Annotated in this window: 22 protein-coding genes and 1 tRNA gene; 7 read left to right on the top strand and 16 right to left on the bottom strand. The window is 39.1% G+C overall.

The annotated features are described in order from the left end of the window. Position 1: 1 nt before the first annotated feature. Genes K7G76_RS06905 through K7G76_RS06915 form a run of 3 tightly spaced genes read right to left on the bottom strand, consistent with a single transcriptional unit; the run spans position 2 to position 2,603 of the window. Positions 2–925 (bottom strand): sulfurtransferase, encoded by a 924-nt coding sequence (locus K7G76_RS06905; protein ID WP_223033426.1) that lies wholly within the window; start codon positions 923–925, stop codon positions 2–4. Next, positions 909–1,382: a monoheme cytochrome C gene (locus tag K7G76_RS06910; protein ID WP_223033427.1), complete on the bottom strand. Its 474-nt coding sequence runs from the start codon at positions 1,380–1,382 to the stop codon at positions 909–911. The genes K7G76_RS06905 and K7G76_RS06910 overlap by 17 nt, the downstream gene beginning before the upstream one ends. Continuing rightward, on the bottom strand, positions 1,383–2,603 hold the full coding sequence (locus tag K7G76_RS06915) for a sulfite oxidase (protein ID WP_223033428.1): 1,221 nt from the start codon (positions 2,601–2,603) through the stop codon (positions 1,383–1,385). It lies immediately after the preceding gene. Positions 2,604–2,736: 133 nt separating this feature from the next. Between K7G76_RS06915 and K7G76_RS06920 the strand changes: the two genes are divergently transcribed. After that, on the top strand, positions 2,737–3,423 hold the full coding sequence (locus tag K7G76_RS06920) for a hypothetical protein (protein WP_223033429.1): 687 nt from the start codon (positions 2,737–2,739) through the stop codon (positions 3,421–3,423). Between the two features lie 181 nt (positions 3,424–3,604). Next, on the top strand, positions 3,605–6,691 hold the full coding sequence (ccsA, locus tag K7G76_RS06925; RefSeq protein ID WP_223033430.1) for a cytochrome c biogenesis protein: 3,087 nt from the start codon (positions 3,605–3,607) through the stop codon (positions 6,689–6,691). Between the two features lies 1 nt (position 6,692). On the opposite strand, the gene K7G76_RS06930 is transcribed toward ccsA, so the two are convergent. From K7G76_RS06930 to K7G76_RS06960, 7 genes are all read right to left on the bottom strand, one after another. Continuing rightward, positions 6,693–7,517: a hypothetical protein gene (locus tag K7G76_RS06930; protein ID WP_223033431.1), complete on the bottom strand. Its 825-nt coding sequence runs from the start codon at positions 7,515–7,517 to the stop codon at positions 6,693–6,695. Beyond that, entirely contained in the window at positions 7,518–9,113 is a 1,596-nt protein-coding gene (locus K7G76_RS06935; RefSeq protein WP_223033432.1) for a hypothetical protein, read from the bottom strand. It lies immediately after the preceding gene. Between the two features lie 8 nt (positions 9,114–9,121). Next, positions 9,122–10,351: a hypothetical protein gene (locus K7G76_RS06940; protein WP_223033433.1), complete on the bottom strand. Its 1,230-nt coding sequence runs from the start codon at positions 10,349–10,351 to the stop codon at positions 9,122–9,124. After that, positions 10,330–12,168, bottom strand: coding sequence for a cytochrome c3 family protein (locus K7G76_RS06945; protein WP_223033434.1), 1,839 nt, complete (start codon positions 12,166–12,168; stop codon positions 10,330–10,332). Before K7G76_RS06945 ends, K7G76_RS06940 begins: the two co-directional genes overlap by 22 nt. Before the next feature lie 6 nt (positions 12,169–12,174). Continuing rightward, positions 12,175–13,512, bottom strand: a complete 1,338-nt coding sequence (locus K7G76_RS06950) for an NAD(P)-binding domain-containing protein (protein ID WP_223033435.1) — start codon at positions 13,510–13,512, stop codon at positions 12,175–12,177. Next, the gene (locus K7G76_RS06955) at positions 13,512–14,324 is read right to left on the bottom strand and encodes a hypothetical protein (RefSeq protein WP_255572933.1); all 813 of its coding nucleotides are present in this window, start codon (positions 14,322–14,324) and stop codon (positions 13,512–13,514) included. Before K7G76_RS06955 ends, K7G76_RS06950 begins: the two co-directional genes overlap by 1 nt. Before the next feature lie 696 nt (positions 14,325–15,020). Continuing rightward, positions 15,021–15,094 (bottom strand) — tRNA-Met (locus K7G76_RS06960). A gap of 173 nt (positions 15,095–15,267) precedes the next feature. On the opposite strand from K7G76_RS06960, the gene K7G76_RS06965 reads away from it, so the two are divergent. Both K7G76_RS06965 and K7G76_RS06970 read left to right on the top strand, forming a co-directional pair. Continuing rightward, complete coding sequence (locus tag K7G76_RS06965; RefSeq protein ID WP_223033436.1) at positions 15,268–15,654, top strand: START-like domain-containing protein; 387 nt, start codon at positions 15,268–15,270, stop codon at positions 15,652–15,654. 55 nt (positions 15,655–15,709) lie between these two features. After that, positions 15,710–16,555: an aminotransferase class IV gene (locus tag K7G76_RS06970; RefSeq protein ID WP_223033437.1), complete on the top strand. Its 846-nt coding sequence runs from the start codon at positions 15,710–15,712 to the stop codon at positions 16,553–16,555. Here the strand turns inward: K7G76_RS06970 and K7G76_RS06975 are convergent. The 6 genes from K7G76_RS06975 to K7G76_RS07000 all read right to left on the bottom strand — a co-directional run bounded on the left by K7G76_RS06975 (position 16,548) and on the right by K7G76_RS07000 (position 21,398). Next, complete coding sequence (locus K7G76_RS06975; protein ID WP_223033438.1) at positions 16,548–17,108, bottom strand: YqgE/AlgH family protein; 561 nt, start codon at positions 17,106–17,108, stop codon at positions 16,548–16,550. The genes K7G76_RS06970 and K7G76_RS06975 overlap by 8 nt on opposite strands. A gap of 121 nt (positions 17,109–17,229) precedes the next feature. Continuing rightward, a complete protein-coding gene (locus tag K7G76_RS06980) occupies positions 17,230–17,502 on the bottom strand; it encodes an HU family DNA-binding protein (RefSeq protein WP_223033439.1) in 273 nt (90 codons plus the stop codon). Between the two features lie 25 nt (positions 17,503–17,527). Beyond that, positions 17,528–17,800, bottom strand: a complete 273-nt coding sequence (locus K7G76_RS06985) for an HU family DNA-binding protein (RefSeq protein WP_223033440.1) — start codon at positions 17,798–17,800, stop codon at positions 17,528–17,530. Positions 17,801–17,992: 192 nt separating this feature from the next. Further along, the gene (fmt, locus tag K7G76_RS06990) at positions 17,993–18,943 is read right to left on the bottom strand and encodes a methionyl-tRNA formyltransferase (protein WP_223033441.1); all 951 of its coding nucleotides are present in this window, start codon (positions 18,941–18,943) and stop codon (positions 17,993–17,995) included. Positions 18,944–18,951: 8 nt separating this feature from the next. Continuing rightward, positions 18,952–20,856 carry a RecQ family ATP-dependent DNA helicase gene (locus K7G76_RS06995; RefSeq protein ID WP_223033442.1) on the bottom strand — a complete coding sequence of 635 codons (1,905 nt, stop codon included), beginning with the start codon at positions 20,854–20,856 and terminating at the stop codon, positions 18,952–18,954. Continuing rightward, positions 20,856–21,398 carry an AAA family ATPase gene (locus K7G76_RS07000; protein WP_223033443.1) on the bottom strand — a complete coding sequence of 181 codons (543 nt, stop codon included), beginning with the start codon at positions 21,396–21,398 and terminating at the stop codon, positions 20,856–20,858. The genes K7G76_RS06995 and K7G76_RS07000 overlap by 1 nt, the downstream gene beginning before the upstream one ends. Before the next feature lie 91 nt (positions 21,399–21,489). Here K7G76_RS07000 and K7G76_RS07005 point away from each other — a divergent pair, with 91 nt between their 5' ends. From K7G76_RS07005 to murA, 3 genes are all read left to right on the top strand, one after another. Then, positions 21,490–21,783, top strand: coding sequence for a DUF493 family protein (locus K7G76_RS07005; RefSeq protein ID WP_223033444.1), 294 nt, complete (start codon positions 21,490–21,492; stop codon positions 21,781–21,783). Positions 21,784–21,850: 67 nt separating this feature from the next. Then, positions 21,851–22,495 (top strand): DUF4290 domain-containing protein, encoded by a 645-nt coding sequence (locus K7G76_RS07010; protein WP_223033445.1) that lies wholly within the window; start codon positions 21,851–21,853, stop codon positions 22,493–22,495. A gap of 6 nt (positions 22,496–22,501) precedes the next feature. Then, a complete protein-coding gene (murA, locus tag K7G76_RS07015) occupies positions 22,502–23,815 on the top strand; it encodes a UDP-N-acetylglucosamine 1-carboxyvinyltransferase (RefSeq protein WP_223033446.1) in 1,314 nt (437 codons plus the stop codon). The last annotated feature ends 25 nt before the right edge of the window (positions 23,816–23,840 follow it).

Genomic DNA, 23,840 nt, shown 5'->3' on the forward strand with positions numbered 1-23,840 from the left:
ATTAATTTATTTCTGTTGTACTATCTGTTTCAAAAGGTAAATGGTCAAAATAACTCCATTCTGTCCACGACCCATCATAATTTTTTACATTTTCGTAGCCTAACAACTGTGTTAATACAAATGTGGTATGGGCTGAACGCACGCCACTATGGCAATACACAATTATAGGATGATCTTTAGTTACGTTTAAGGTTTTATAAGCTAATTCCAATTCTTTATAAGGCTTAAAGCGCCCATCACCATTATAGTTAATGGCATTAGCCCAATCTATATGTATGCTACTTGGTATACGCCCAGCTTTAAAGGCACCTACTTTTTGCTCAAACCCAGTAAATTCATTTGCTGTTCGGGTATCTAAAACCAATGTGTTTTTAGTTAGGCTATGCAATACCTCATCTTTTGTTGCATAATATGCCATACTCGGGTTTTCGCCTAACTTAAAAGTGGCTTTCTCAACTTTGGGTATTTTGGTTGTAACGGCACCACCTTGTAATTTCCAACTACTAATACCACCATGTAATAGTTTAACATTAACAAAATCATAGTTTTGGAGTAGCCACCAGAGTCTAGACGCATCACATAATCCAATATCATCATAAACTATTAGGGTGTCGTTATGGCTAATCCCCATGTTGCCAAACAGCTTTTCAATATGCGCTTTACTGGCCATCATGCCTTTATAATCATACGATGCATCTTCAATATCGTTTCGCCATAAATTCAGGGCTCCTGCTATATGCTCCTCTTTATACACCTCACTCTTTCTAAAATCGATAATTTTAATATGGGGCTGATTTATTACAAGCTGCAACTCATCAGCTTCAATTAAATAAGGAGACCTTTCATCAGCTGAAGTTTGAGGCTCGTTTTTTAAACAGCTCACCAAAATAAATGCAAAAAGCATACTGCTAATTCTCCAATTCATACCAATCTATATCTGTTAATGCCATCCGTCTTCCTTTTGAAACGGGTGGATAATTGGTAACCAAATAGTTAACAATCACCTCTTGATTACGTCCTAAATCCCAAAGGTTTTGGGTCTCCTGCATCCATTGTATTGTAGCATTCCACCGTTCTTTGGTCATTCTATTTTGCGTTACCAGTTTGGCAGAATGGCAATTGGTGCAATTATTCACCACAAGCATCAAGCCTTCGGCATCAATTAAACCCGTTCGCACATGAATACCATTTTCAATTCTATCCTCATCCGCCTCAATAGGTTCAGTGTAAACCGTTCGTGGCTCTGGCTTCAATTCAAAGAAACTTGGGTTTATGGTGTAATACACCAAAACACCAGCTGTAGCAACAAACAAGGCAAAGAGTAAAACCATAAGGTGGTAAACTTTCTTTATATACTTTTTAAAGGCCTCGTCTTTTGTCATTTACTTTACTTTTACAGCTATTCTATGGCAGGCATTATTTAAGTAGCCTTTAGGGTTCCAACCCGGTAAAACCATAGGTTGCGATACGCCATTTGAATCGGTTGCCCTTGCCCAAACTTCATAATAACCGTTTTTCGGAAAAGTAATGGCTGCAGCGAAATGCTGCCAAGCTAAACGGTTTGCAGGCTTTTCAACTGTACAGGAATGCCAAGTAGACCCAAAGTCTATGGAATAATCCATTTTAGCCACTTCCAGTTCACCTGCCCAAGCATGACCTCGTATATTTAAGGTGTTTCCTGTTTTGATTATGGCACCGCTTTTTGGATAGGTTATTAACGATTTCACAGGCATCGATTCAATAATGCACATATCCTCATCGCTTACTTTTTCACCTGGAGCAACGCTTTCACAAGGGACGCGGTATGCAGAACCGGTCATTTTAGGGCCATCGTGTACCTGATTTCGAATACTAATTCTATTAATCCACTTTCCGGAAACCGAAGCTGGCCAACCACCGGCAACCAAGCGTAACGGATAGCCGTGTACCATAGGAATAGCTTCACCATTCATTTTAAAAGCCAAAAGCGTTTCGTTTTGTAGGGCTTTATGCATAGGGCAACCTCGCGAAATGGGTTCTTTATTGGGGTCTAGGCTTAAATGTTTATCTACAGCATGATAGCCAATATAAACGGCATTGTTTTTAATTCCAGCATCTTTCAGTACATCGCGTAACCTAACCCCAGTCCACGACGCACAATGTACTGCACCTACTGTCCATTGGTTGCCTTTGGCAGGTGGATCAAACTCTGCACGACCATTACCGCCACACTCAATAACCAATTGGTAGGTATAGTGTTTAAACTTCGATTTCAAATCTTGTAAAGTATATGTTTTTTCTTGGGCAACAGACTCGCCATCAATAGTAAGCGTCCAGCTTTCGGCATCTAAATTATCGGGTAATAGGCCATTATTTCTAATAAACATACTGGAATTGGGTGTGATGGCATCATCTAACAGATGCGCTTTGGCCTCAATATTCCATGGCTTGTCGTTTAAGACCACCATATTGGGGTTTTTCTTAAATAATTTGTATGGGTCGGTATCCTGTAATGCAAGGGGCTTATAACCTTCAAGCATTTTAGAACCAAAAACAAGTTCGGCACCTATTAGGGCAGCAAACGAACTTAAGGTAGATTTTTTAACGAAATCCCTTCTTTTCAAAATAACAGGAATAAATTACATATACTTTCAATTGAACAAGTTACAATATATTAAGTTTTGTCTGTGTAACTTTTGTTACATAATAAGGCAGCATATAAACATAACTTGCTTTTCTACTAAAGTATAAACTATTATGAATGTTTTAAAAAAAGATTTTGAAACCCGTGTAACGGGTTGGTCATTTATTGTTGCAGCAGTGTTGTTATGGGGCGGATGGATGTTATTACCTCACCATTTGGGTGAATACATCGTGGCAACAGACTTTGATGCCATTGGCAAAAATGTGTGGTATTGGATTTGGATGTATCGTATACATATTTTTGGTTGGGTAACTATGGGTGTAGCCTTATTTGCATTAGTTTCCGTTACCGCAAGAAAACCCTATAGGGTGCTTATACTACCTGGTGCAGGAATGGTAATAATAGGAACGTTTACCCTAGCTATTGCAGCAGCGTACTTTTATAATTTTGGAGCTTGGGGTGTAGGTAAAACCATGGATAAGTCGCCAGAAGATATTCAGGCTTTTATGGATGGTATCTTGTACACCAACCAGTATGTAACCTGTTTTATTAGGTTTGGGCGTATATTTTCTGGAGTTGGTTTGGTGCTTTTAGGCTTTGCGTTTCTACGCTGGAAAATAGTTAGTTCTTGGCTAGGTTGGTTTACACTGGTATTGGGGTTGGCAGCCATGCTTATTATTTTATTGATACCCGATAATTTTGAAATTTACAAACCTGTATTTCATGTTAAGGTGGTTTGGTTGTTGGCTATGGGGTTGGTACTATTAAAACACGGGGTTAACCTTTCAAAAGTAGAATGATTTATGGAATAGATTAATAGCGTGTTTATAAAACACTTTTACTTTAATAAAGCCTTGTAAATGCTTGCAAGGCTTTTGTTTTTATCATAGTACATTGCAGGTTTTTTATTTGCTGCCTTGGGATATAATTTATAAAAAATAGTATATTACCTAGAATTAAACACAGATAAAAAAATAAGTATTGAAACAGCTAGTTAAGAAATATATTTCCTATTTATTTTCTACCCGCGCAGCTGGCATATATTTTTTAGTGTTTGCTGCGTCTATTGGTATAGCCACTTTTATTGAGAATGATTTTGGTACCAGTTCCGCTCAAAAATTAATATTTAAGGCTTGGTGGTTTGAGTCGCTCTTGCTTTTGTTTGGAGGGACAATCTTGGTAAACATATTTAAGTTCCGTATGGTACAGCAAAAAAAATGGGCTGTATTAACGTTTCATATAGCCATTATTGTAATCATTATTGGGGCAGGTGTTACCAGGTATTTTGGGTACGAAGGGGTTATGCATATTCGGGAGCAAGGTACTAGCAATTATTTTTTGTCAGCAGAAACCTATTTGAAATTTCATGTAGAGAAGAACGGCAAGACCTATGTCTTTGATGAACCCGTTTTATTTGCGTCTTTAGGAAACAATCATTTTTCTGAAGATTATTTGATAGATAGCCAAGCAATTCATGTTGCGCTCCAAGAGTTTATTCCCAATCCGGAGTTTACTGTCGTAACCGATTTGGAAGATGGAAAACCGACCTTAAAAATTGTTATTGCAGGTATGAATGGCAGGGAGGAATATTACCTCTCCCAAGGAGAAACCAAACGCTTGGGTGGACGTGTTTATAATTTTTCAGACCCATACATTTCTGGGGCCTTCAATATTCAATATCAAAATGGGGAGCTTACATTCAATACAGATAGAGCCCTTTTTGAAACGGTTATGGCCACCCAGCAAAAAGATACTATACCAGCTAATAATATGTCGACCTTAAAGTTAAGGGCTTTGTATTCTGATGGTACTAACAATACTGTATTTCCTGAATTCTATACGAATGCCAAAACCGAATTGCAATCAGGTGATCCAAAAGTTAAAAATGAAAGTACGGTAGCTCTGGTTCTCAATATCACGGCCAAAGGATTGACTAAAGAGGCTATAATTTATGGCAATAAAGGGATGCTAGGTGATCCAGCTGTTTTGGGTTTTGATGGGCTCACTTTTAAAATGGCCTATGGCTCCAAGGAGGTTAAAGTGCCCTTTCAAGTGCAGTTAAATGATTTTATTATGGAACGTTACCCGGGAACTAACAGTGCATCTTCTTATGCTAGTGAGGTAACGGTAATAGATATGAACAAAGGCGTCAATATGGATTATAGAATCTATATGAACAACATTCTGGATTATGGTGGCTTTCGGTTTTTTCAATCCTCGTTTGACAAGGATGAGAAAGGCACCTATTTAAGTGTGAATCACGATTGGTGGGGAACCATTATATCCTACATTGGTTATGCGCTATTGACCATTGGTATGTTGTTGACTTTTTTCAGTAAGAATACGCGGTTTTATAGTGTGCTTCAAAAAATAAAAAACTTACGGGCAAAGAGTGGCACATTCCAATTGCTGATAATAGCCTTAATGCTGTTTGGTTCCCAAACATTTGCACAAAAGCAGGTGGTGTCCAAAGACCATGCGGAAAGTTTCAGCACGGTTGTTGTACAAGATTTTAAAGGACGTATGAAACCCATGCATACCTTGTCTCGCGAGATTATGCGTAAAGTGTCCAGAACAGAAAGTTGGAACGATTTCACAGCTGACCAAGTGGTATTGAGTATGTTCATCAACAAACAACAGTGGTATGATGAGCCTCTCATTTATTTGGGGAAAAGCGACAAAATAAAGGGTATGTTGGGAGTCGATTCAAACTTTGCTTCCTACAAAGATTTTTTTGGAACCGACGGTAAATACAAGCTACAATTGGAGGTAAGGCGCGTATATGGTTTAGACCCTATAGATCGGGATGTCCATGCCAAGGATCTCATGAAAGTAGATGAACGCTTGAACATTGTTAATATGGTTTTTTCAGGCAGTATTTTTAAAATCGTACCAAGGCCCAACGACCCTAACCACCAATGGGATGGTTACACAGGGCATAACCATGATCACAATCATCCCACAGTAGCCCAAAACTTTTTTAATAGTTACGGCAATACGCTTCTAGAAGCAACCAAAACGGGCGATTTTAAACATGCTGGCCATCTCTTGCAAGAGTTGAAGGAGTTTCAGGTTCGTGAAGCTTCAAGTATTATACCAACACCGCTAAAAGTCAAGTTGGAGATTATGTTAAACAACATGAACGTATTTACACGGTTGGCTGGCTTCTATATGCTATTGGCACTCGTGTTATTAGTTATGCTCTTTATTTCTGTATTTAAGCCTTCCTGGCATCTTAAAAAAGTGTACTACATCCTTTTCGGATTAATTGTATTGGGTTTTGCCTTGCATACAGTGGGATTGGGTATTCGCTGGTATGTTTCAGGCAGGGCACCTTGGAGTAATGGTTATGAATCCATGATTTATATCGCTTGGACGTCTACATTGGCAGGGTTGATATTTACTAGAAAATCATTCGGCGGCTTGGCCGCAACTATGGTTTTAGCGGGAACCGTTCTGTTTGTATCTACCTTAAGTTTTCTCGATCCCGAAATTACACCATTGGTACCCGTACTAAAATCCTACTGGCTTACTATTCATGTGTCTATGGAAGCAGGCAGTTATGGGTTTTTGATGCTAGGTGCCATTATAGGTTTAATTAATTTGGTGCTTATGATTTGCTTAACTGAAACAAACAAGCCTAGACTAAAAGGCATGATTCAGGAAATGAGTTATATCAGTGAGTTAACACTTATGGGAGGTTTGGTCATGGTTAGTATCGGTACCTATTTGGGTGGTGTTTGGGCCAATGAGTCTTGGGGCCGCTATTGGGGTTGGGATGCCAAGGAAACATGGGCATTGGTAACCATTTTGGTTTATGCCTTTATTCTACATATGCGCTTAATACCCAAGCTACGTGGCTTGTTTGCCTATAATTTGGCTACAATTTTTGGCTTGGCTTCGGTATTAATGACCTATTATGGTGTGAATTATTATTTATCAGGATTACACTCTTATGCCACTGGCGATCCGGTTCCCATACCAACATGGGTGTATGTAGCAGTAGCATGTATCATAGTTATCAGTATTTTAGCGTTTTTTAGAAAGCGAAAGTTTAGCATCAATTAATTCAATGTTTTATTAGTTCGCCGTTTTCTAAAATAAGGTCATACTTATAACCTGCGCCAAAATCTACATTACGATGCACTACAGCTTTAACCGTTACCGTATGGCCTTCGGGAATATAGGTATTTGAGGTTACAACAAAATCATAATCATCTTTGGTGCCGTCTTGTAAATGATACCAATTCCGATCCATAATATTGGGATTAACTTTTACAATCTTCCCACTAATTTGAACAACTTGGTTTTCATACCCTTCAGCATTATTGACCACATCGGCAATGGTTACACTTCCCTTTTTAGAAACTACTGGCGCATTTTCAGAAGTAGTAGATGAAAGCGTATGGTTATGATCTGTTTCTGTTTTGAAGTTATCGGTAGTATGCATAGCGCTATTCCCTCCATGAACTTTGGGTACAATATTAGAAACCAGATAAATGGTGTCAAACATTTTTTGGTATTCCTTGCTTTCAAAATTGGTTTTTAACAAAGCATCCTTATAAAAGTAGGTCTCTCCAACGGTAACGTCTTGATGTCGGGTAGCTATCCAAAACGTGCGACCGTTTTCAGTTACGTTTACATATATATATTTGTCGGCCGGAAGTGTTTTGTTCACCACAACAGCGTGTAGGTTATCCATAAAGCCTGTATTGGCAGAAGAGTTTTCCTGTGTATTACCAGTATTGTTGTTTTTTGTAGTGTCAAAAATACCGCTGGAAGGCTGCTCTTTAGAATCTTCGGTAGCTGTAATAACTTTGGGTCCCTGTTTACAGGAATTGTTTAATAGGATTGAAAAAATAAAAAGTAAGGTTAAGAATTTTTGTATCATCATTTAGTTATTCTTTTTGCTCCTAAACCGTTTCGTTAATTGGGCATAGACGCGTATATTGTTTTCTTCTTCAAATTGGGAGTATTCGCCTGATAAGGCAAACTGCCAAGTCCTAGCAAAATTAAAGTTTAAATTGGTACCATAATAATCCTGCTTATAAGGTGTGCGTTGGTTGTCATAATCATATTTAGCATTTCGGTAATAGAACTCTGCATAAAGCAAGTCCTTAAACAAGGATCGGGAATACCTTACGGCTATAATATTACTGGTTAGGTAATTGTTTTGGTTCAAATTATACGAACCGTTTAAACGACCACCCACTTTGGGAATATTAGCAAAGGTTAGATACCCAAAATAGTTATCCGATTTGTTTTGTTGGTCACTGGCAAAACGTTTGCTATAGCTGCCACCTAACCAAATATATTTAATGGGCTTCAAGTTCAATCGTGCTCTAAAACCTTGTCTGGCCAAATCATCATCCAGTATTTGGTCTATTTGCGATTGAAAGGTTTCATAATAAATAATACGTTTTCTAGAATCATAGGATACCATGATGTTGGCATAACGACTAAAACGATAGCGTAAGGACGTATACAGATTAGTTAAGCGGGCGCCACCATCAGGATTGAATAAATCCAATTCAGACGATACAAACAAGCCCAGATCCTTGGCTATGGTACTAGAATGTTGAAAGAAAAGATAACGCCTGTCGGTCGCACCTTGGTTAGTTTGCTCCATAGCACCAACGGTGGTGGTACTTCTAAAATCACTATTGGTAGTTTCTACACCCACATAACCACCGTATTGAAACAGGTCTGAATTAAAACCATAATCAAATACGTCGGGTCTAAACCCAACAATACCGCCCACATACAATTTACCAAAATACTTCTCTAGCTGTAAACCGTCATTAGCTCCAAACACCGAGGCTTTCGGATTAATTTTACGTCCTATGGCTGCCCAAAGGGTAGGTGTCACATCGTATGTTACATTCAAATTGTATATGTTGAAAATATCTGTCCGACCAGAGTAGTTATCAGCAACGGTAATCAGGTTTTGATAAGATAAAAACGCTTCAACCGAAAACTTCCCATCACCAATATGGTTGGCATTCATGGAAACCCGACCCAAAATACGTTGGTTATCATCCCTAACATCAGAAAACAAATTATAACTAGCAAGGCTAACCCTTCCGGTTATGTATTCTTTGTATAGGGATTCTTTTTTGGGCGCCAATGTTTCCGTTACGGCAACTTCAGCAGGTATACTTTCATCTACATTATCTTCTATTACTTCCGCAACGGGAGCAACTGCAGGCAAGGCGTACACCACGGTGTCGCCTGTTTGCAGTTCACAATCATTAATAGGAACACAAACAACCGATGAGGACGATTTTACGGTCACCTTTAAACAGTCGGTTTCGTTAACTTGCAGTACATCATCAACCGCTATAGCATCAGTTGAAGAGAACTTTACGTAGATGTTTGATGAGGTTACAAAGGAAACCGTTCCTTGAATGGTATTAGCTTGCTGTTCTTGGCAAAACAGTGGTGCCGAACTCAGTAAGACCATATGTATACCTAAAAGGAATCGTTTCATATCGTGTATTAATCGGAGCCATCAGGATGGCATTGTAAACAGGCACTACTTTGATAGACATAATCATTCACGTCTTCATGCTGATCAGCGGTGTTTCCTTGAGTATGACAGGTGATACAGGTGTACACCGAATAGTCGTTGGGGTTGGTATGGCAATCTGTACAAGAGCTCCATTCGTTATCATGCCTGCCACTGTAAATAGGGAAGTATTGTCCGTCATGATCAAATGTTGCAGGGGTCCAACCTGGGTTAGTAGTATGGCATGAGGCACAATCAGTTGGGAAATTAGCAGCTTGATGGTTGGGATTTGTAGAGGTATTATAATCGTCTAAATGACAAGCCACACATTCGGTTGGGGTATCAGAAAAATTACCATCGGTATGGCAGGCCATACAATCGTTAATATTATGACCGCTTGTTAGTGGAAAAAAATCATGGTTAACTGTTGCAGGTGTCCATCCGGGTCCTGTACTATGGCACTGGGCACAATCATTGGAAAAGCCTGCACTGGTATGATTCGGATTGGTTGTGGCTACATAATCATCTTCATGGCAAAACACACAATCAGGCGAAATATCTGAAAAATTAGTCACATCATGGCATCGGCTACAATCTTGAATATGGTGCCCTCCAGTTAGTGGAAAAAAATCATGTATAAAGCCATCCGAACTCCATCCGGTTCCCGTAGGCGAGTGGCATTCGGTGCAGTCAGTTGAAAAGCCAGAAGCGGTATGGTTAGGGCTGGTGGTAGCGATATAATCGGTTTGGTGACATTCAATACATTCATTGCCTCTTGGTGTGAATATCAAACCCGATTCACCTTGGTGACATTCAATACAATTCACACTGAAATGAGCACCTATCAATGGGAAACCATTAGATTCATGAATTTCAGGAACATTAAACACCAGCCAGTTTTGGGAGGTGTGACAACGCACACAATCATTACCTACAGATTGCTCATGAACATCCGTGTGGCAAGATAAACAATCGTTAGGGGTGTTATCAAAAACCAATGTGCTATGGCAAGACTTACAATCGGTGTTTTTATGGGCGCCTTCCAATGTGAAATTGGTAGTGCTGTGGTCAAAGGTGGTAGATTGATAATTCACGGTCCAACCATCAGGATTGTGACACTGCGAACAGTCAATCTTCAGGCCATTACCATGTGGCGATTGTGCCCATAAGGAGGTGCAAGAGAGGCAAATTAATACAATTATGAATGGCAGTCTATACATTCCAATGTGTTTAACTTATAGATAATGGTTTGTTCTCCATTTTTAATTTGTGTCTTATGGCAGGCCTTGCAGTCCAACGCTTCATGCTTTCCGGTTAAAGGAAATCGTGTCTCATTATGGTTGAACTTTTCAGGCAACCAACTACTGGTTACATGGCATCGGGAACATTCGGTTACCCCATTAACAGCAAAACTATTATCATGAATATTTTCGTGGCACGATGCGCAATCTGTGTTTAAATTAGTAAAATTCTGTGAAATAACCACCTCATTTTCAGAAATTTCGAAGTGACACTGGCTACAGGCGGTTTCTACATGCTTTCCGGTTAGTGGCCAATTGGTTTGGTTATGGTCAAAATTAACGGCATCCCAAGTTTCAGGACCATGACAGGACGCACAGGTATTCTCTGGGTAATAGTTTTTAGGAATGGCATCGTTATGAATGTTATCATGGCAATCTATACACGTTGTACCAATATCCCGAAATTCCCAACGCTTGGAAGCCTCGTCAACATGGCAAGCAAAACAGGGTGTAGCAGCATGGGCACCTTCTAACGGAAAGGCCGTGTCTTGATGTTTGTCAATAGAAAAGGAAGTAAACGTAAAGGGTTCCTCTAACGAGTGGCAGGCATCGCAGTCGGGTGAGGTACCGCCTTCAGCAAATTGCCCATTGTGATAATCTTCATGGCAATTCTTACAGGCTGTAAAATCAATAGGTGTGGAGAACCGCTTTTCATGGCAGGCTCTACAATCAACCGTTTGGTGCTGACCTTCTAATGGGAAATCGGTGACACTATGATCAAAAAAGTCCATGGACTTTAAAGCAATAAAACTTTGTTCTTGGTGGCACTTGGCACAATCCTGATCGTATTTGTTCTCATGCGGATCTTGATGACAGGCCACACAATTGCTTTCGGCTACAGCGGCTTTATCTTGGAATACAGTTGTGGGACTGCTGGTCTTAGCATGGCATTCAAAACAGTTGATGCTTTTATGCTGACCATTTAAAGTAAATTCCGTAACCGTATGGTTAAAACGCCCAGTACCGTTAAACGCACTAAACGAACTCTCGGTATGGCATTGGGCACAGGCTCCGGGTAAGTTTCCTTGATGCGGATCACTGTGGCAGGCTTTACAATCATTAAATGCCAAGCCTTTAAATTGTTGAAATTGCTTGCCATCCTTGATGGTTATTTTGTGACATTCCTTACAATCTACTGTAGCATGACTACCATTAAGTGGGAAGGCCGTGTCGTTATGATCAAAATTGGCAACTGGTGAAAAAGCCTCCATGCTATGACATTTTAAACAGTCGTTGGGCATACTGCCCTGATGAAAGTCATCATGGCAGGACAAACAATCGGTTTGCAGCCCCAAATACGTATCAGATCGTTTTCTAATGTCGGCATTAGCTATGTTGGAAGCTTGATGGCATTGTTTACAGTCCACGGCTTTATGGGCACCCTCTAGGGTATAGCTCGTTTTATTATGGTCAAACGAGTTGGAGTCAAACCGTACCATATCAAAGTTACGGCCATGGTGCTCACTATGGCATTTGGTACAGGATTGTGTTTTAACATCTCTACTGGCATGGAACCCACGATTTTGGGTCATCAGGTTGCTAATCTCATCATGGCAATCCAAGCATTTGGCATTGGTTACCTTATCACCCAATTCGTGACATTGGGTACAATTCCCCATACCTTCCAACTTGGCATGTGCCGTGGTCAGGTCACCAGGTGATATTTGAGCCATAGAGTAGAATCCTATTAAAAGGAAACCTAGAATAAAGCTATATGTCAAAAACGGTTTGCTCAAAATCAGTTATTTATACTTTTTTACAATATAACCAAAGCGTTTGGTAATTTCAATACCGGCACGTTCCAAGAACTTGGTGGGTAATTCGCCACCGGCAAAAATATAGACCAGGTCGTTTTCCAATGCAGTTGTAGAGCCATCGCTTAATTTTAAAAGGACATTATTTTTATTGATTTCCACCACATTAGACTCATAAATTATAGATAGGGAACCCTCCCGTTTCGCTTGTAATACGTTATCCTTGTTAGCAGGCTTCAACCGTGAAAATTTATCCTTACGGTAGGAGAGTGTCACGTTGTTACGGTCTTTAAGCAATAGGGCAGATTCAATAGCGGAGTCACCACCACCAACAACCAATACCTGTTTGTTTTCAATGGTTTCGGAGTCCAATAGGCGGTAAGCCACCTTTTCCGAAACTTCACCAGGCACATCCAGTTTTCGGGGCGTACCACGTCTGCCAATAGCTAACAGGACATTCTTGGCAACATATTCTGTATTCTGGTTAGTAATTATCTTAAAACTTTGATCGGGTTGTGGTACAATATCCTCAACCTTGGTCTGCTCTACAATATCCAAATCGTGTTTGTCAATAACCTCATTCCAAATAGTTAACAGTTCATCTTTGGAGGTGTTGAACAACTTTACCTTACCATGCAAAGGGAGTTCCATAGGCGAAGTCATCACAACCTTGGCTCTCGGGAACGTATAAACGGTGCCACCTAGAGAATCCTGCTCTAGGGTTATCGCTTTTAAACCATGTTTTTTGGCAGCCAGGGAAGCCGAAATTCCAGCTGGACCGGCACCTACAATGGCCACATCATATTCGGTTTTAGTGGCTTTGCTTTTACTTTTGGCAATACTGTCCATAGCCTGCTGGCCTTGTTCCACACTGTTTTTTATGAGGCCCATGCCGCCCAATTCTCCAGCGATAAATATCCCAGGCATATTGGTTTCAAAGTTTTGATTAACGTGGGGTAGGTCTACACCACGGGTTTCGGTACCGATTCGTAACGAAATGGCTTCTACTGGACAAGCGTGAAAACAGGCTCCATGCCCCACACAATTAGAGGCATTAATAACAGTGGCTTTATCGTTTACAATACCCAAAATATCCTTTTCAGGGCAAGCACGTACACAGGCACCACTGCCAATACAAATATCCGGATTGATATAGGGGTGTAGCGACACTGGTTCAAACAGACCTTCTTCCTTGGCCTTGGAAACCTTTTGTGCCACCACCTTTGATGATTTGCTTTTTTTAAATAGGTAGCCACCAATAATTAGGGCGCAGATTATAAAAACAGCCCCATAGATAAGCAATTGTTCTAAAAGTAAATCATCCATCAGAAAATCCATTTATATCCAAAGGTAAAGGCCACCACAATATGGATGATGACAATTACCAACATAATCAATGCAAAGGGCATGTGCGCCACATGCCAGTATTTAAAGTATTGCTTCATGGTCTCTAGGCGGGTAATCTTTTTAGATAAGGACCGTTCGCCTTGTAGCATCTTCAACAGGGTTTTGCTATCGGTTTTAGACAGGTTGTTGTTTTTAATAACCTGTTTGATAATGGAGCGCTTTATAGTTTTGTCGGTAGTATAATTTACAAACAAATTAATATCAGCCTCGTCAACCTGATAGTCTTCCCGTAACACGTGGGCAATATCGGTTTTCATGTTCTGTACTTCACTCAAGCTTAGGGCGCGCCCTTCAATGGTACGTGGAATCTGTATGTAGATAAACCGCCCAATCACACCACTGGCAACCACAGCCACCATACTCCAAAAGGCTATGGATACAATACCGCCAAACTTAAAAGCTGTATGGAATAGTATTAAGATGGGCCCCAAGGTGCATAAAAAGATATGGAATTCCAACAAATACTTTAACCGTACATGTCGGCCTAAAATGTTATACCGCTTATGTAGGATATATACCGAAACCCCAATAAGCATCATTAAGGTGCCAAACACACCAAGCCCTTGACCAAAAAGTCCACTGGGCTTAAACCAATTATGTTTAGGGTGGTAAAAACGCTCTTCTAAAGCAGTGGAATAATACGAATAACCGTTGTAGGCTAAATAGATAGTGGTAAATACCACAATAGAAACTAAAGTACCAACATATATTTGGTGGGCCGTTTTGTTCAAATCGTTAAGGTTATGGTTGCATGTTCTAATTTAACAAATTTTCCATTTCTTTTTCTAGCCTTTTTTAATATAACAACTAAAATGGTAAAACTCCTGATTTAGTTGTTATATTAAAATAGTCTAGTTATTACGAGAGAGTTACGACTGAAGGGTCAAGTGATGTGGTAATGTGTTTAATGTTAAGAGATTCTTCGTTTCGCTTTGCTCACTCTGAATGACAGATCTCTTTTAAGATTTACCTGTCGGTGAATCTACGTTTGTGAAGCTTTAAATGACTAAGAGTTATAATATCACTGTTTTCTTTCTTTCTTTCTTTCTTTCTTTCTTTTTTGCATTGCCCAAAAAAGAAACAAAAAATGCTAGACTTACTAATTCTTGCCTAAATAGCCCAACGCCTCCTAAACCTTCTGACCTTTTCAGCTGGATCTGAATTCGAACAAGCAGAAGCTTTTTAACGGATTCTTTTGAGCGATTTTTAACGGCTAGAATTAGAAGGTCGTTGTGTTCCTGCTACGCAGGGAATGTTTTGTTGTCCTTTACTGGGTTGGGAGTCTACTTTTGGTAGCGGATATGGCTTCTCGATATATTCCGACGCTAAAGGTCGGAACACTCGAAGTGACGTTGGTCTATTTAAAGCAAGCTTTACACTTCAGGGTATAAAAAAACCCAGTAGAATCTACTGGGCTTTTACTGCTGTAGCGAGATCGAGATTTGAACTCGAGACCTCCGGGTTATGAATCCGACGCTCTAACCAACTGAGCTACCTCGCCATATTTCCTGTGGAGACAGGAATCTCTTATTCACGACGCTTACCGTTTTTAAGGCTGCAAATATAACAACAAATTTATTGCATACAAATAAAAAAACACAGAAAATATTTATAAAAAATAGTTTTAAAACTTATTAATTAATGTATATATTGAGCGCACAAATACAAGTTACTATGGATGACAAAATAAAATTTGAAATGGAGTTTCCTATTCATGCTTCACCTCAATTATTATATCAATATATCTCAACACCTTCCGGATTATCAGAATGGTTTGCCGAAAACGTGAACTCCCGTGGCGAACTGTTTAAGTTTATTTGGGACGGCTCTGAAGAGCAGGCCAAACTGGTAAGCAAAAAAAGTGGCGAGCGTATTAAGTTCAAATGGCTGGCCGATGAGGACGAGCCGTATTATTTTGAAATTCGTATTCAGGTTGATGAGATTACCAAAGACGTTTCAATAATTGTGGTCGACTTTGCCGAGGAAGATGAAATGGAAGAGGCCAAAATGTTGTGGGAGAACCAAATGTCCGATTTAAAGCAAGTATTGGGTTCAACCTAATAGTCAATACAATATAAAGTCTATCTTTGTCCCAAAATTATTTGGGACTTTTTTTATGATTAATTTTAACGGCACCCTTACTGATAACACCCGTATTTTAACCCCTAATAACCGTGGCTTTGCCTATGGCGATGCCCTTTTTGAAACTCTAAAGGCCTCGCACGGCAGGATTTTGTTTTGGGAGGACCATTACTTTAGGCTTATGGCTTCTATGCGGATTATGCGTATGGATATACCCATGACATTTACTATGGAGTTTTTGGAGGCTGAAATACTAAAAGTTCTAGAGGCCAATAGTCTGCGTACCCAAACAGCCCGTATAAAACTTACCGTGTATCGGGATGCCGAAGGCTTGTATTTACCACAAGGCCACGATGTAGGTTACATCATTACCGCACAGGCATTGGATTCTGATTTCTATTTGTTGGACGAGGCGCCTTATGTGGTGGATTTGTTTAAGGATTATTTTGTGGCACCGGGATTGTTGTCTACCATTAAGAGCAACAACAAGTTGATACACGTTTTGGGCAGTATTTACGCCCAGGAAAACGATTTACAAAATTGTTTGTTACTCAATACCGATAAGCAGGTTATTGAAGCCCTAAACGGGAACGTGTTTATGGTTAAGGGGCAGGTTATAAAAACAACACCTCTGGAACAGGGTTGCTTAAAAGGCGTGATGCGTAAGCAGCTTATAGATGTGATACAAAAGCTACCCGATTACCAATTGGAGGAAGCCGCTATTTCGCCATTTGAACTGCAAAAGGCTGACGAGTTGTTTATAACCAATGTGATTAGGGGTATACAGCCTGTTACACAATATCGTAAAAAAACATACGGTTTTACTGTGGCTAAAGATTTACTGGGGAAACTGAATGCAAAGATTAGACTGACTAGTTAAAGCTGGGATCTTCTGGAGCATTGGACCAAATGGTGTACTCGCCACCAAACTCCAGCATTTTTTCTTTCCAAAACGATTCGTAGTCCTTTTCAATAATCTCTTTTTTATAGATGTTTTCGGTTACCACCCAAGAGTTGGATTTTAATTCTTCCTGTAGTTGTTCGGCATCCCAACCCGAGTACCCCAAGAAAAACCTGATATGCTTTTCGTTTAGCTGATTGTTGGCAATAAGTTCTGCCACTTTATTGAAGTCGCCACCCCAATAAATACCAAATGAGATTTCTATGCTATTGGGTATTAAGTCGGGTACCTTATGGATAAAGTAGAGGTTGTCCTGCTCTACAGGGCCACCGTTGTAGACTTTGAAATTGGCATCTATTTCTGGAATTAAATCGCTTATGGTGTACTCTAGCGGTTTATTTAAAATAAACCCAATAGAGCCTTCGCTATTGTGGTCTGCCAAGAGGATAATAGATCGGTTAAACGAAATGTCGCCTATTATTGCGGGTTCGGCAATTAGCAGATTGCCTTTTTTTGGTTGCGTTGTAATCATATGTTTCAAAGATTAGCTTATTAAAGCTAACAAATTTTTGTGTAATATCAAACCCCTTTTGCATAAATAAAAAAGGCCTTCAAACCTGAAGACCTTTTAAATTTGTATTAAACTTAAAAATTTAGTTAATGGCCTTCGATAAATCTGAACCTGCTTTAAACTTAACTACATTTTTAGCTTTAATTTTGATGGTCTTTCCCGTTTGCGGGTTTCTACCGTCTCTTGCCGCTCTTCTAGAAACTGACCAAGATCCGAAACCTACTAGAGATACGCGTTTTCCTTTTTGTAAAGCGCCTTCAATATCAATTAAGAAAGAGTCTAATGCTTTTTTAGCAGCCGCTTTAGTAATTCCAGCGTTTTCTGCCATTCCGTCGATTAAATCTGATTTGTTCATATTACAATATAATTTATTAAGGTTATTAGTTTACAGCGCTAGATAAATCTGAACCTGCTTTAAACTTTACTACGTTTTTAGCTTTTATTTTGATAGTCGCTCCAGTTTGAGGATTTCTACCGTCTCTTGCCGCTCTTCTAGAAACTGACCAAGAACCGAAACCTACTAAAGATACTCTGTTTCCTTTTTGTAAAGCACCTTCGATGTCAATTAATAAAGAATCTAATGCTTTTTTAGCAGCCGCTTTTGAAATTCCAGCATTTTCTGCCATTCCTTCGATTAAATCTGTTTTGTTCATAAGTTTAATTTTAAATAATTAATAGATTGTTGATTAAACATTTATGTTAAATCGTCTACAAATTTATACGGATTATCCACTCATGCAAGTAATAGCAAGGGAAATGCGACTATTTGTTAATAACTTAACAGATTTGTTAATAAAGCCTATGCATTTCGTCGATATTTTTGAAATATCAATAACAGTAAGGGATTAGAGCATTTTGGCTTCGGGTAAAAATTGATATCCATTTAGTAGTGCCTGGCTATCCATTTTTCGTTTTCCGGGTAACTTAAGTTCTTCAATTATGATGTAACCATTTGTTACTGCGACCGCTAGTGTTTTTTTTGTGGAAACCAATGTGCCAACACTTAAATTATGGTCTTCTTTTTTAACGGACGCTTTATATATTTTAACTTCTAGAGTATCGTCTCCATTTATTAAGGTACTCCAAGCCGCAGGATAGGGACTTAAGCCACGTATGGTATTGTAAATATCTTCCGGCGAAGCATTCCAGTCTATCTTGCAATTGTCCCTGTTGAGTTTAGGTGCTTCCTTTACGGTATCCAAATCTTTTTGGGGAGTTGTGGTAACCTTGCCCTTTTCAATTTGTTTTACGGTTTTTAAAACCAACTCACTCCCTATATGCATAAGTTTATCGTGTAAGTCGCCAGCCGTATCGGTTTTGGCGATGTCAACTTCTTCCTGTAGAATCATATCGCCTGTATCAATTTTTTCATCTATAAAGAAAGTGGATACACCCGAAACTGTTTCACCGTTAATAATGGCCCAATTAATAGGTGCGGCGCCACGATAGTCGGGAAGTAGGGAAGCATGTAGGTTAAACGTACCCAATTCGGGCATTTGCCAAACTACTTTGGGCAACATTCTAAAGGCGACCACAATTTGCAAATTGGCCTTTAAAGTTTTTAGTTCCTCTAAAAACGACTTGCTTTTAAGATTGGTAGGTTGCAGGATGTTAAGCTTATTTTCTAGGGCATAGGCCTTAACTGCTGATTCCTGTAGTTTACGACCACGACCTGCAGGTTTATCGGGTGCGGTAATAACTCCTACAATATTATAGTTGTTGTTGACTAGAGTTTTTAAGGTGGAAACTGCAAAATCTGGCGTTCCCATAAATACAATGCGTAAATCGTGTTTCATAATGTATTTTAAATATGTGCTAATTTATAGGTATTGGTATGCGTTATGGTTATGATGTTATACTCTAACAGTACTTTTAGGGTTTCTGAAATATCTTCAATGGCATAGGGTAACTGTTCAGTTAATTCTCGTGACGAGCAATCGCCTTCCTCCAATGTCCTAATAATGGCGTTTTTAATAGTTTTTGAATCGGGTTTGGAATTTGAGGGTTTCCTTTGAATGCACACCGAGCATATTCCGCAATCCTTGGTGTGGGTCTCACCAAAATAGGTGAGCAGTTGTTTGCTTTTGCATACCGTATCGTTTTCAATGTATTGTAAAACCGATTCTATTTGGCTGTGCTTTAATTGATTTTGTTGTTTGATAATTTGGGCTATTCTGTTGATGGTTTTATCATCCTCACGTGGTTCTATAAAGGTGATGCTTGCATCGGTTGTGGCATAGTGCAACTCGATTAAGGCATCCTTATGGAGTTGGTTAAGGATGTTAAGCATAACCGTCTCGGTTGATGCGGTTTTTTCAGCCATTTTAACCAGGTTGATGGTGGTTTGATGTTCAAATATACCACCGTAGGTTCGTAGTAATGCTTTAATGATACTATTGGTTTCCGGATGCTTTTCGATATATTGAAACACCTGTGAATCGCTAACCAAGAACTGTAAAGACGTTTGTTTGTTGAATTGTTTTGTTAAAGCGATAACGCTAGTTCTATCTAGTATTTGAAGCGCGTTATAGGCCAATAGCGTATTGAACTTATAGGTGTTGCAAAATGCGTTGAAATTAAAATCATGATTGGTGTTGGCTCCTTCACCGTATGAGATTTGAAAATAGTTGCACAGTTTTCGATAGACTGTTTTAATAAAAGCCACATCGGGAAGCACGTTTAAAAACTGATTCTTTAGTAGGGTTTTATCGCTAGCATTTTTTAAGAGTACGGCAAAGGCTTTGTTGCCATCGCGCCCAGCACGGCCGGCTTCCTGAAAATAGCTTTCCAGGCTTTCGGGTAAATTAAAATGAATTACGGTTTTTACATCGGGTTTGTCTATACCCATACCAAAGGCATTGGTGGCTACCATAATGTCTTTGTTATTGTGCATCCATAGGTTTAGCTTTTCTTCCTTTTCTTTATTGGACAAACCACCATGAAAAAAGGTAGCGCTAAAGCCTTTACCCTCTAAAAATCGGGACAAGTCTACTGTAGCTTTTCTGTTTCTAACATAAACTATAGCTGAAGCATCCTGCTTTTTTAAAATTTGTTCGAGCTTATAATGCTTGTCTTCGGTTTCGAAGGTCATGTACGCTAAATTCTTACGTTCAAAAGACTGCTTAAAGACTTTAACATCGATACCATCGAGTTCCTGAATTATGTCCTGTAATACGGTTGGGGTTGCAGAGGCCGTTAAGGCTATACAGTTAACACGCGGTTGTAACTCTCTTAAAAGGGTAATATTTTTATAGGCAGGTCTAAAGTCGTTTCCCCATTGTGAGATGCAATGTGCCTCGTCTACTGCTATGAGATTCACGTTCATTTGCCTAATGCGGTCTTGCACCAACTCCTGTTGCAAGCGTTCAGGTGATAGATATAAGAACTTGTAATTACCATAGATGCAATTATCCAGCAGGGTGTCGAGTTCGGTATATGCTATACCACTTGTAATAGCCATAGCTTTAATGCCTTTGCTCTGTAGCGATTGAACTTGGTCTTTCATTAAGGCTATTAATGGTGAAATTACGATACAAATACCCTCACGAATTAATGCTGGGATTTGAAAGCATAAGGATTTTCCACCACCTGTTGGCATTAGGGCAAAAACATCTTCATTATCCAGAACAGCTTGAATAATGTCTTCCTGCATGGGCTTAAAACTGTTGTAGTTCCAATACCGTTCCAGTATGTTAATGGGTTGCTGCATTATAACGTTTTGACAACATTTAATATAAAATCGGCACGCTCTTCAACCTTTGCAAACGGGACATCTCTTAATTTATAGCTAAACCGCTCGTAAGTGTTCAACAAGTGGTGGTGAATTTTTACCGCCTGATCAAAGTTTTCATAGCGTTCACTATCGCTCGTGAAGATTTCCTGCCAAGGTTCTAGAATAAAAACCATATCATATTGATTGGTTGTACAACTCTCTACAAAAGTTTCAGGATAGGTGTCACCTATATAATCCATGTAAGCCAAAACGTCAGGTAAACCTCTGTCCAGAAACACAATTTCGGTATTAGCGCTATTGGCTTCGTGATATTGCTTTTCACGCCCCTTAAGTAATAACTCGCTAAACAGCAAGGGTTGTGTTAAAAACAGTTGCTCTATACCATCTTCGCGCGCTTTTAGCGTCACTTCCCTAGAGATTTCATCCAGGCATATATGATTACGTGCTTTAAGTTCGTTTATTATGGATGTTTTTCCGGTTCCTGGTCCACCGGTTATGACAATTTTTTTAATATTCAACTTGGCAAGGTTTTGGTTGTAAAAATCGTAATTAAATAGCAAAGTAAAAAATACAAAGTATAAGCTTATCTTTGTAGTATATAAAAACGATATGAATACAGATAAAAATCAAAAGGAATTTTACGATAAATTACGAAAGCAACTTTACGACACCAGTTTATGGCCTTCGGAATATTTATATAAATTTATTGTATTGACAGACTCGTCGGGCATTCAGGATGTAGAAGACCTGTTTGATAATTTAGGGGCGGTTATTACCACTAATGCCTCTAAAAATGGTAAATACACGAGTATTTCCATTAATGTGAAAATGAAAAACCCTGATGCTGTTATTGAAAAATATATTGAAGTTACAGAAAAGGTAGAAGGTATTATTAGTCTATAGATTTTTTTTGTACTTTGCGCATGCATACAACTACGTGCACATTTTTTAACAACTACACAATTTAATTTTGATAGATCATTTAGAATATAATTCAGAGCGTGAGCATTTAATTATTCCAGAATACGGCAGGCATTTGCAAAAAATGGTTAATTATGCCAAGACACGTGAAACCAAGGAAGAGCGCAATAAACTGGCCAAGGCTATAATTTCTGTAATGGGGAATTTACAACCTCATTTACGTGATGTTCCCGATTTTCAGCACAAGCTGTGGGATCAGCTATTTATTATGTCTAATTTTGAATTAGACGCTGATTCTCCTTATGAAAAGCCATCGCGTGAAGTTCTGGCTGAACGCCCAGAGCCTTTAAAGTACCCGCAAAACCACCCGAAATACCGCTTCTACGGCAATAATATTAAAACCATGATTGACGTTGCCAATACGTGGGAGGATGGTGAAATGAAGGAAGCTTTGGTATATACCATTGCCAATCACATGAAGAAATGCTTTTTAAACTGGAACAAAGACACAGTTGAGGATGAGGTGATTTTTGAACATTTGCGTGAATTGTCAGGAGGTAAAATTAACCTGTTGAATGCAGACGAAGATTTAACGGATGCTTCCAGTTTATTGCGTAGTAAGAAAAAATACGGCTCCAATAAAAAAGGGCACCACAAGAAAAATAACTCCAATAGAAACAGAAAAAGATATTAAGGCTTCATGGGAATATTCAAAATTGAAGGAGGACATCAATTAAAAGGAAACATTCAGCCTCAAGGAGCAAAAAATGAAGCATTACAAATACTTTGTGCTGTTCTATTAACTCCGGAAGTTGTTACCATACATAACATTCCAGATATAGTTGATGTAAATAAACTTATTGAATTACTTAAGAAACTAGGTGTTATAGTTGAAAAGCTTGGACCTAATTCGTATACCTTTCAGGCAGATGAAGTTAATCTGAAATATTTAGAGTCTGAAGCATTTAAAGTAGACGGTAGAGGATTACGTGGTTCGATTATGATTGTAGGACCACTTTTAGCCCGTTTTGGAAAGGGGTATATCCCAAAACCCGGAGGTGATAAAATTGGTCGTAGACGATTGGATACCCATTTTGAAGGTTTTATTAACTTGGGCGCTAAATTCCGTTACAACCGTGAAGATTATTTTTATGGTGTTGAGGCCGACAAACTGGTTGGTACTTATATGTTGTTGGATGAAGCCTCGGTTACTGGTACAGCCAATATTGTAATGGCTGCTGTAATGGCAGAAGGCACAACCACTATTTATAATGCTGCTTGTGAACCTTATTTGCAACAGCTTTGTAAAATGCTTAATAGAATGGGAGCCCAAATTTCTGGTATTGGTTCTAATATGTTGATTATTGAAGGTGTAGATAGTTTAGGTGGAACTGAGCATACTATGTTACCCGACATGATTGAGATAGGTAGTTGGATAGGTTTGGCTGCCATGACCAAAAGTGAACTGACCATTACCAATGTGAGTTGGGATGATTTGGGGCAAATTCCCAATGTGTTTAGAAAGCTCGGTATTACGGTGGAACGTCAAGGTGATAATATTCATATTCCAGCACATACTGATGGCTACGAAATACAAAGTTACATTGATGGTTCTATTTTAACCATTTCTGACGCGCCTTGGCCTGGGTTTACTCCAGATTTATTGAGTATTATTTTGGTTGTTGCTACGCAAGCCAGAGGCAGTGTTTTAGTGCATCAAAAAATGTTTGAAAGCCGCTTGTTCTTTGTGGATAAATTGATAGATATGGGAGCGAAAATAATTCTTTGTGACCCACATAGAGCTACTGTAATCGGTCATGATTTTCAATCGACTTTAAAGGCTACTACCATGACATCGCCAGATATTAGAGCAGGTGTCTCGCTTTTAATTGCTGCACTATCTGCCAAGGGTACCTCTACTATTCATAATATTGAACAGATTGATAGAGGATATGAAAATATAGATGAGCGTTTACGCGCTATAGGTGCCAAGATTGAACGCATAAAAGAATAAAGTCCCTACTGTATAAAATAAAAAA

Source organism: Hanstruepera marina (assembly GCF_019880635.1).
GTDB classification, from domain to species: Bacteria; Bacteroidota; Bacteroidia; order Flavobacteriales; family Flavobacteriaceae; genus Hanstruepera; species Hanstruepera marina.

Coding starts and splice junctions, on each gene's coding strand:
- K7G76_RS06950 (WP_223033435.1), bottom strand. CDS start 13,512: ATGGATGATTTACTTTTAGAACAATTGCTTATCTATGGGGCTGTTTTT.
- K7G76_RS06980 (WP_223033439.1), bottom strand. CDS start 17,502: ATGAACAAATCAGATTTAATCGACGGAATGGCAGAAAACGCTGGAATT.
- K7G76_RS06985 (WP_223033440.1), bottom strand. CDS start 17,800: ATGAACAAAACAGATTTAATCGAAGGAATGGCAGAAAATGCTGGAATT.
- K7G76_RS06935 (WP_223033432.1), bottom strand. CDS start 9,113: ATGAAACGATTCCTTTTAGGTATACATATGGTCTTACTGAGTTCGGCA.
- murA (WP_223033446.1), top strand. CDS start 22,502: ATGGGAATATTCAAAATTGAAGGAGGACATCAATTAAAAGGAAACATT.
- K7G76_RS06970 (WP_223033437.1), top strand. CDS start 15,710: ATGATTAATTTTAACGGCACCCTTACTGATAACACCCGTATTTTAACC.
- K7G76_RS06995 (WP_223033442.1), bottom strand. CDS start 20,856: ATGCAGCAACCCATTAACATACTGGAACGGTATTGGAACTACAACAGT.
- K7G76_RS06910 (WP_223033427.1), bottom strand. CDS start 1,382: ATGACAAAAGACGAGGCCTTTAAAAAGTATATAAAGAAAGTTTACCAC.
- K7G76_RS07005 (WP_223033444.1), top strand. CDS start 21,490: ATGAATACAGATAAAAATCAAAAGGAATTTTACGATAAATTACGAAAG.
- K7G76_RS06920 (WP_223033429.1), top strand. CDS start 2,737: ATGAATGTTTTAAAAAAAGATTTTGAAACCCGTGTAACGGGTTGGTCA.
- K7G76_RS06930 (WP_223033431.1), bottom strand. CDS start 7,517: ATGATGATACAAAAATTCTTAACCTTACTTTTTATTTTTTCAATCCTA.
- fmt (WP_223033441.1), bottom strand. CDS start 18,943: ATGAAACACGATTTACGCATTGTATTTATGGGAACGCCAGATTTTGCA.
- K7G76_RS06965 (WP_223033436.1), top strand. CDS start 15,268: ATGGATGACAAAATAAAATTTGAAATGGAGTTTCCTATTCATGCTTCA.
- K7G76_RS06940 (WP_223033433.1), bottom strand. CDS start 10,351: ATGTATAGACTGCCATTCATAATTGTATTAATTTGCCTCTCTTGCACC.
- K7G76_RS06975 (WP_223033438.1), bottom strand. CDS start 17,108: ATGATTACAACGCAACCAAAAAAAGGCAATCTGCTAATTGCCGAACCC.
- K7G76_RS06905 (WP_223033426.1), bottom strand. CDS start 925: ATGAATTGGAGAATTAGCAGTATGCTTTTTGCATTTATTTTGGTGAGC.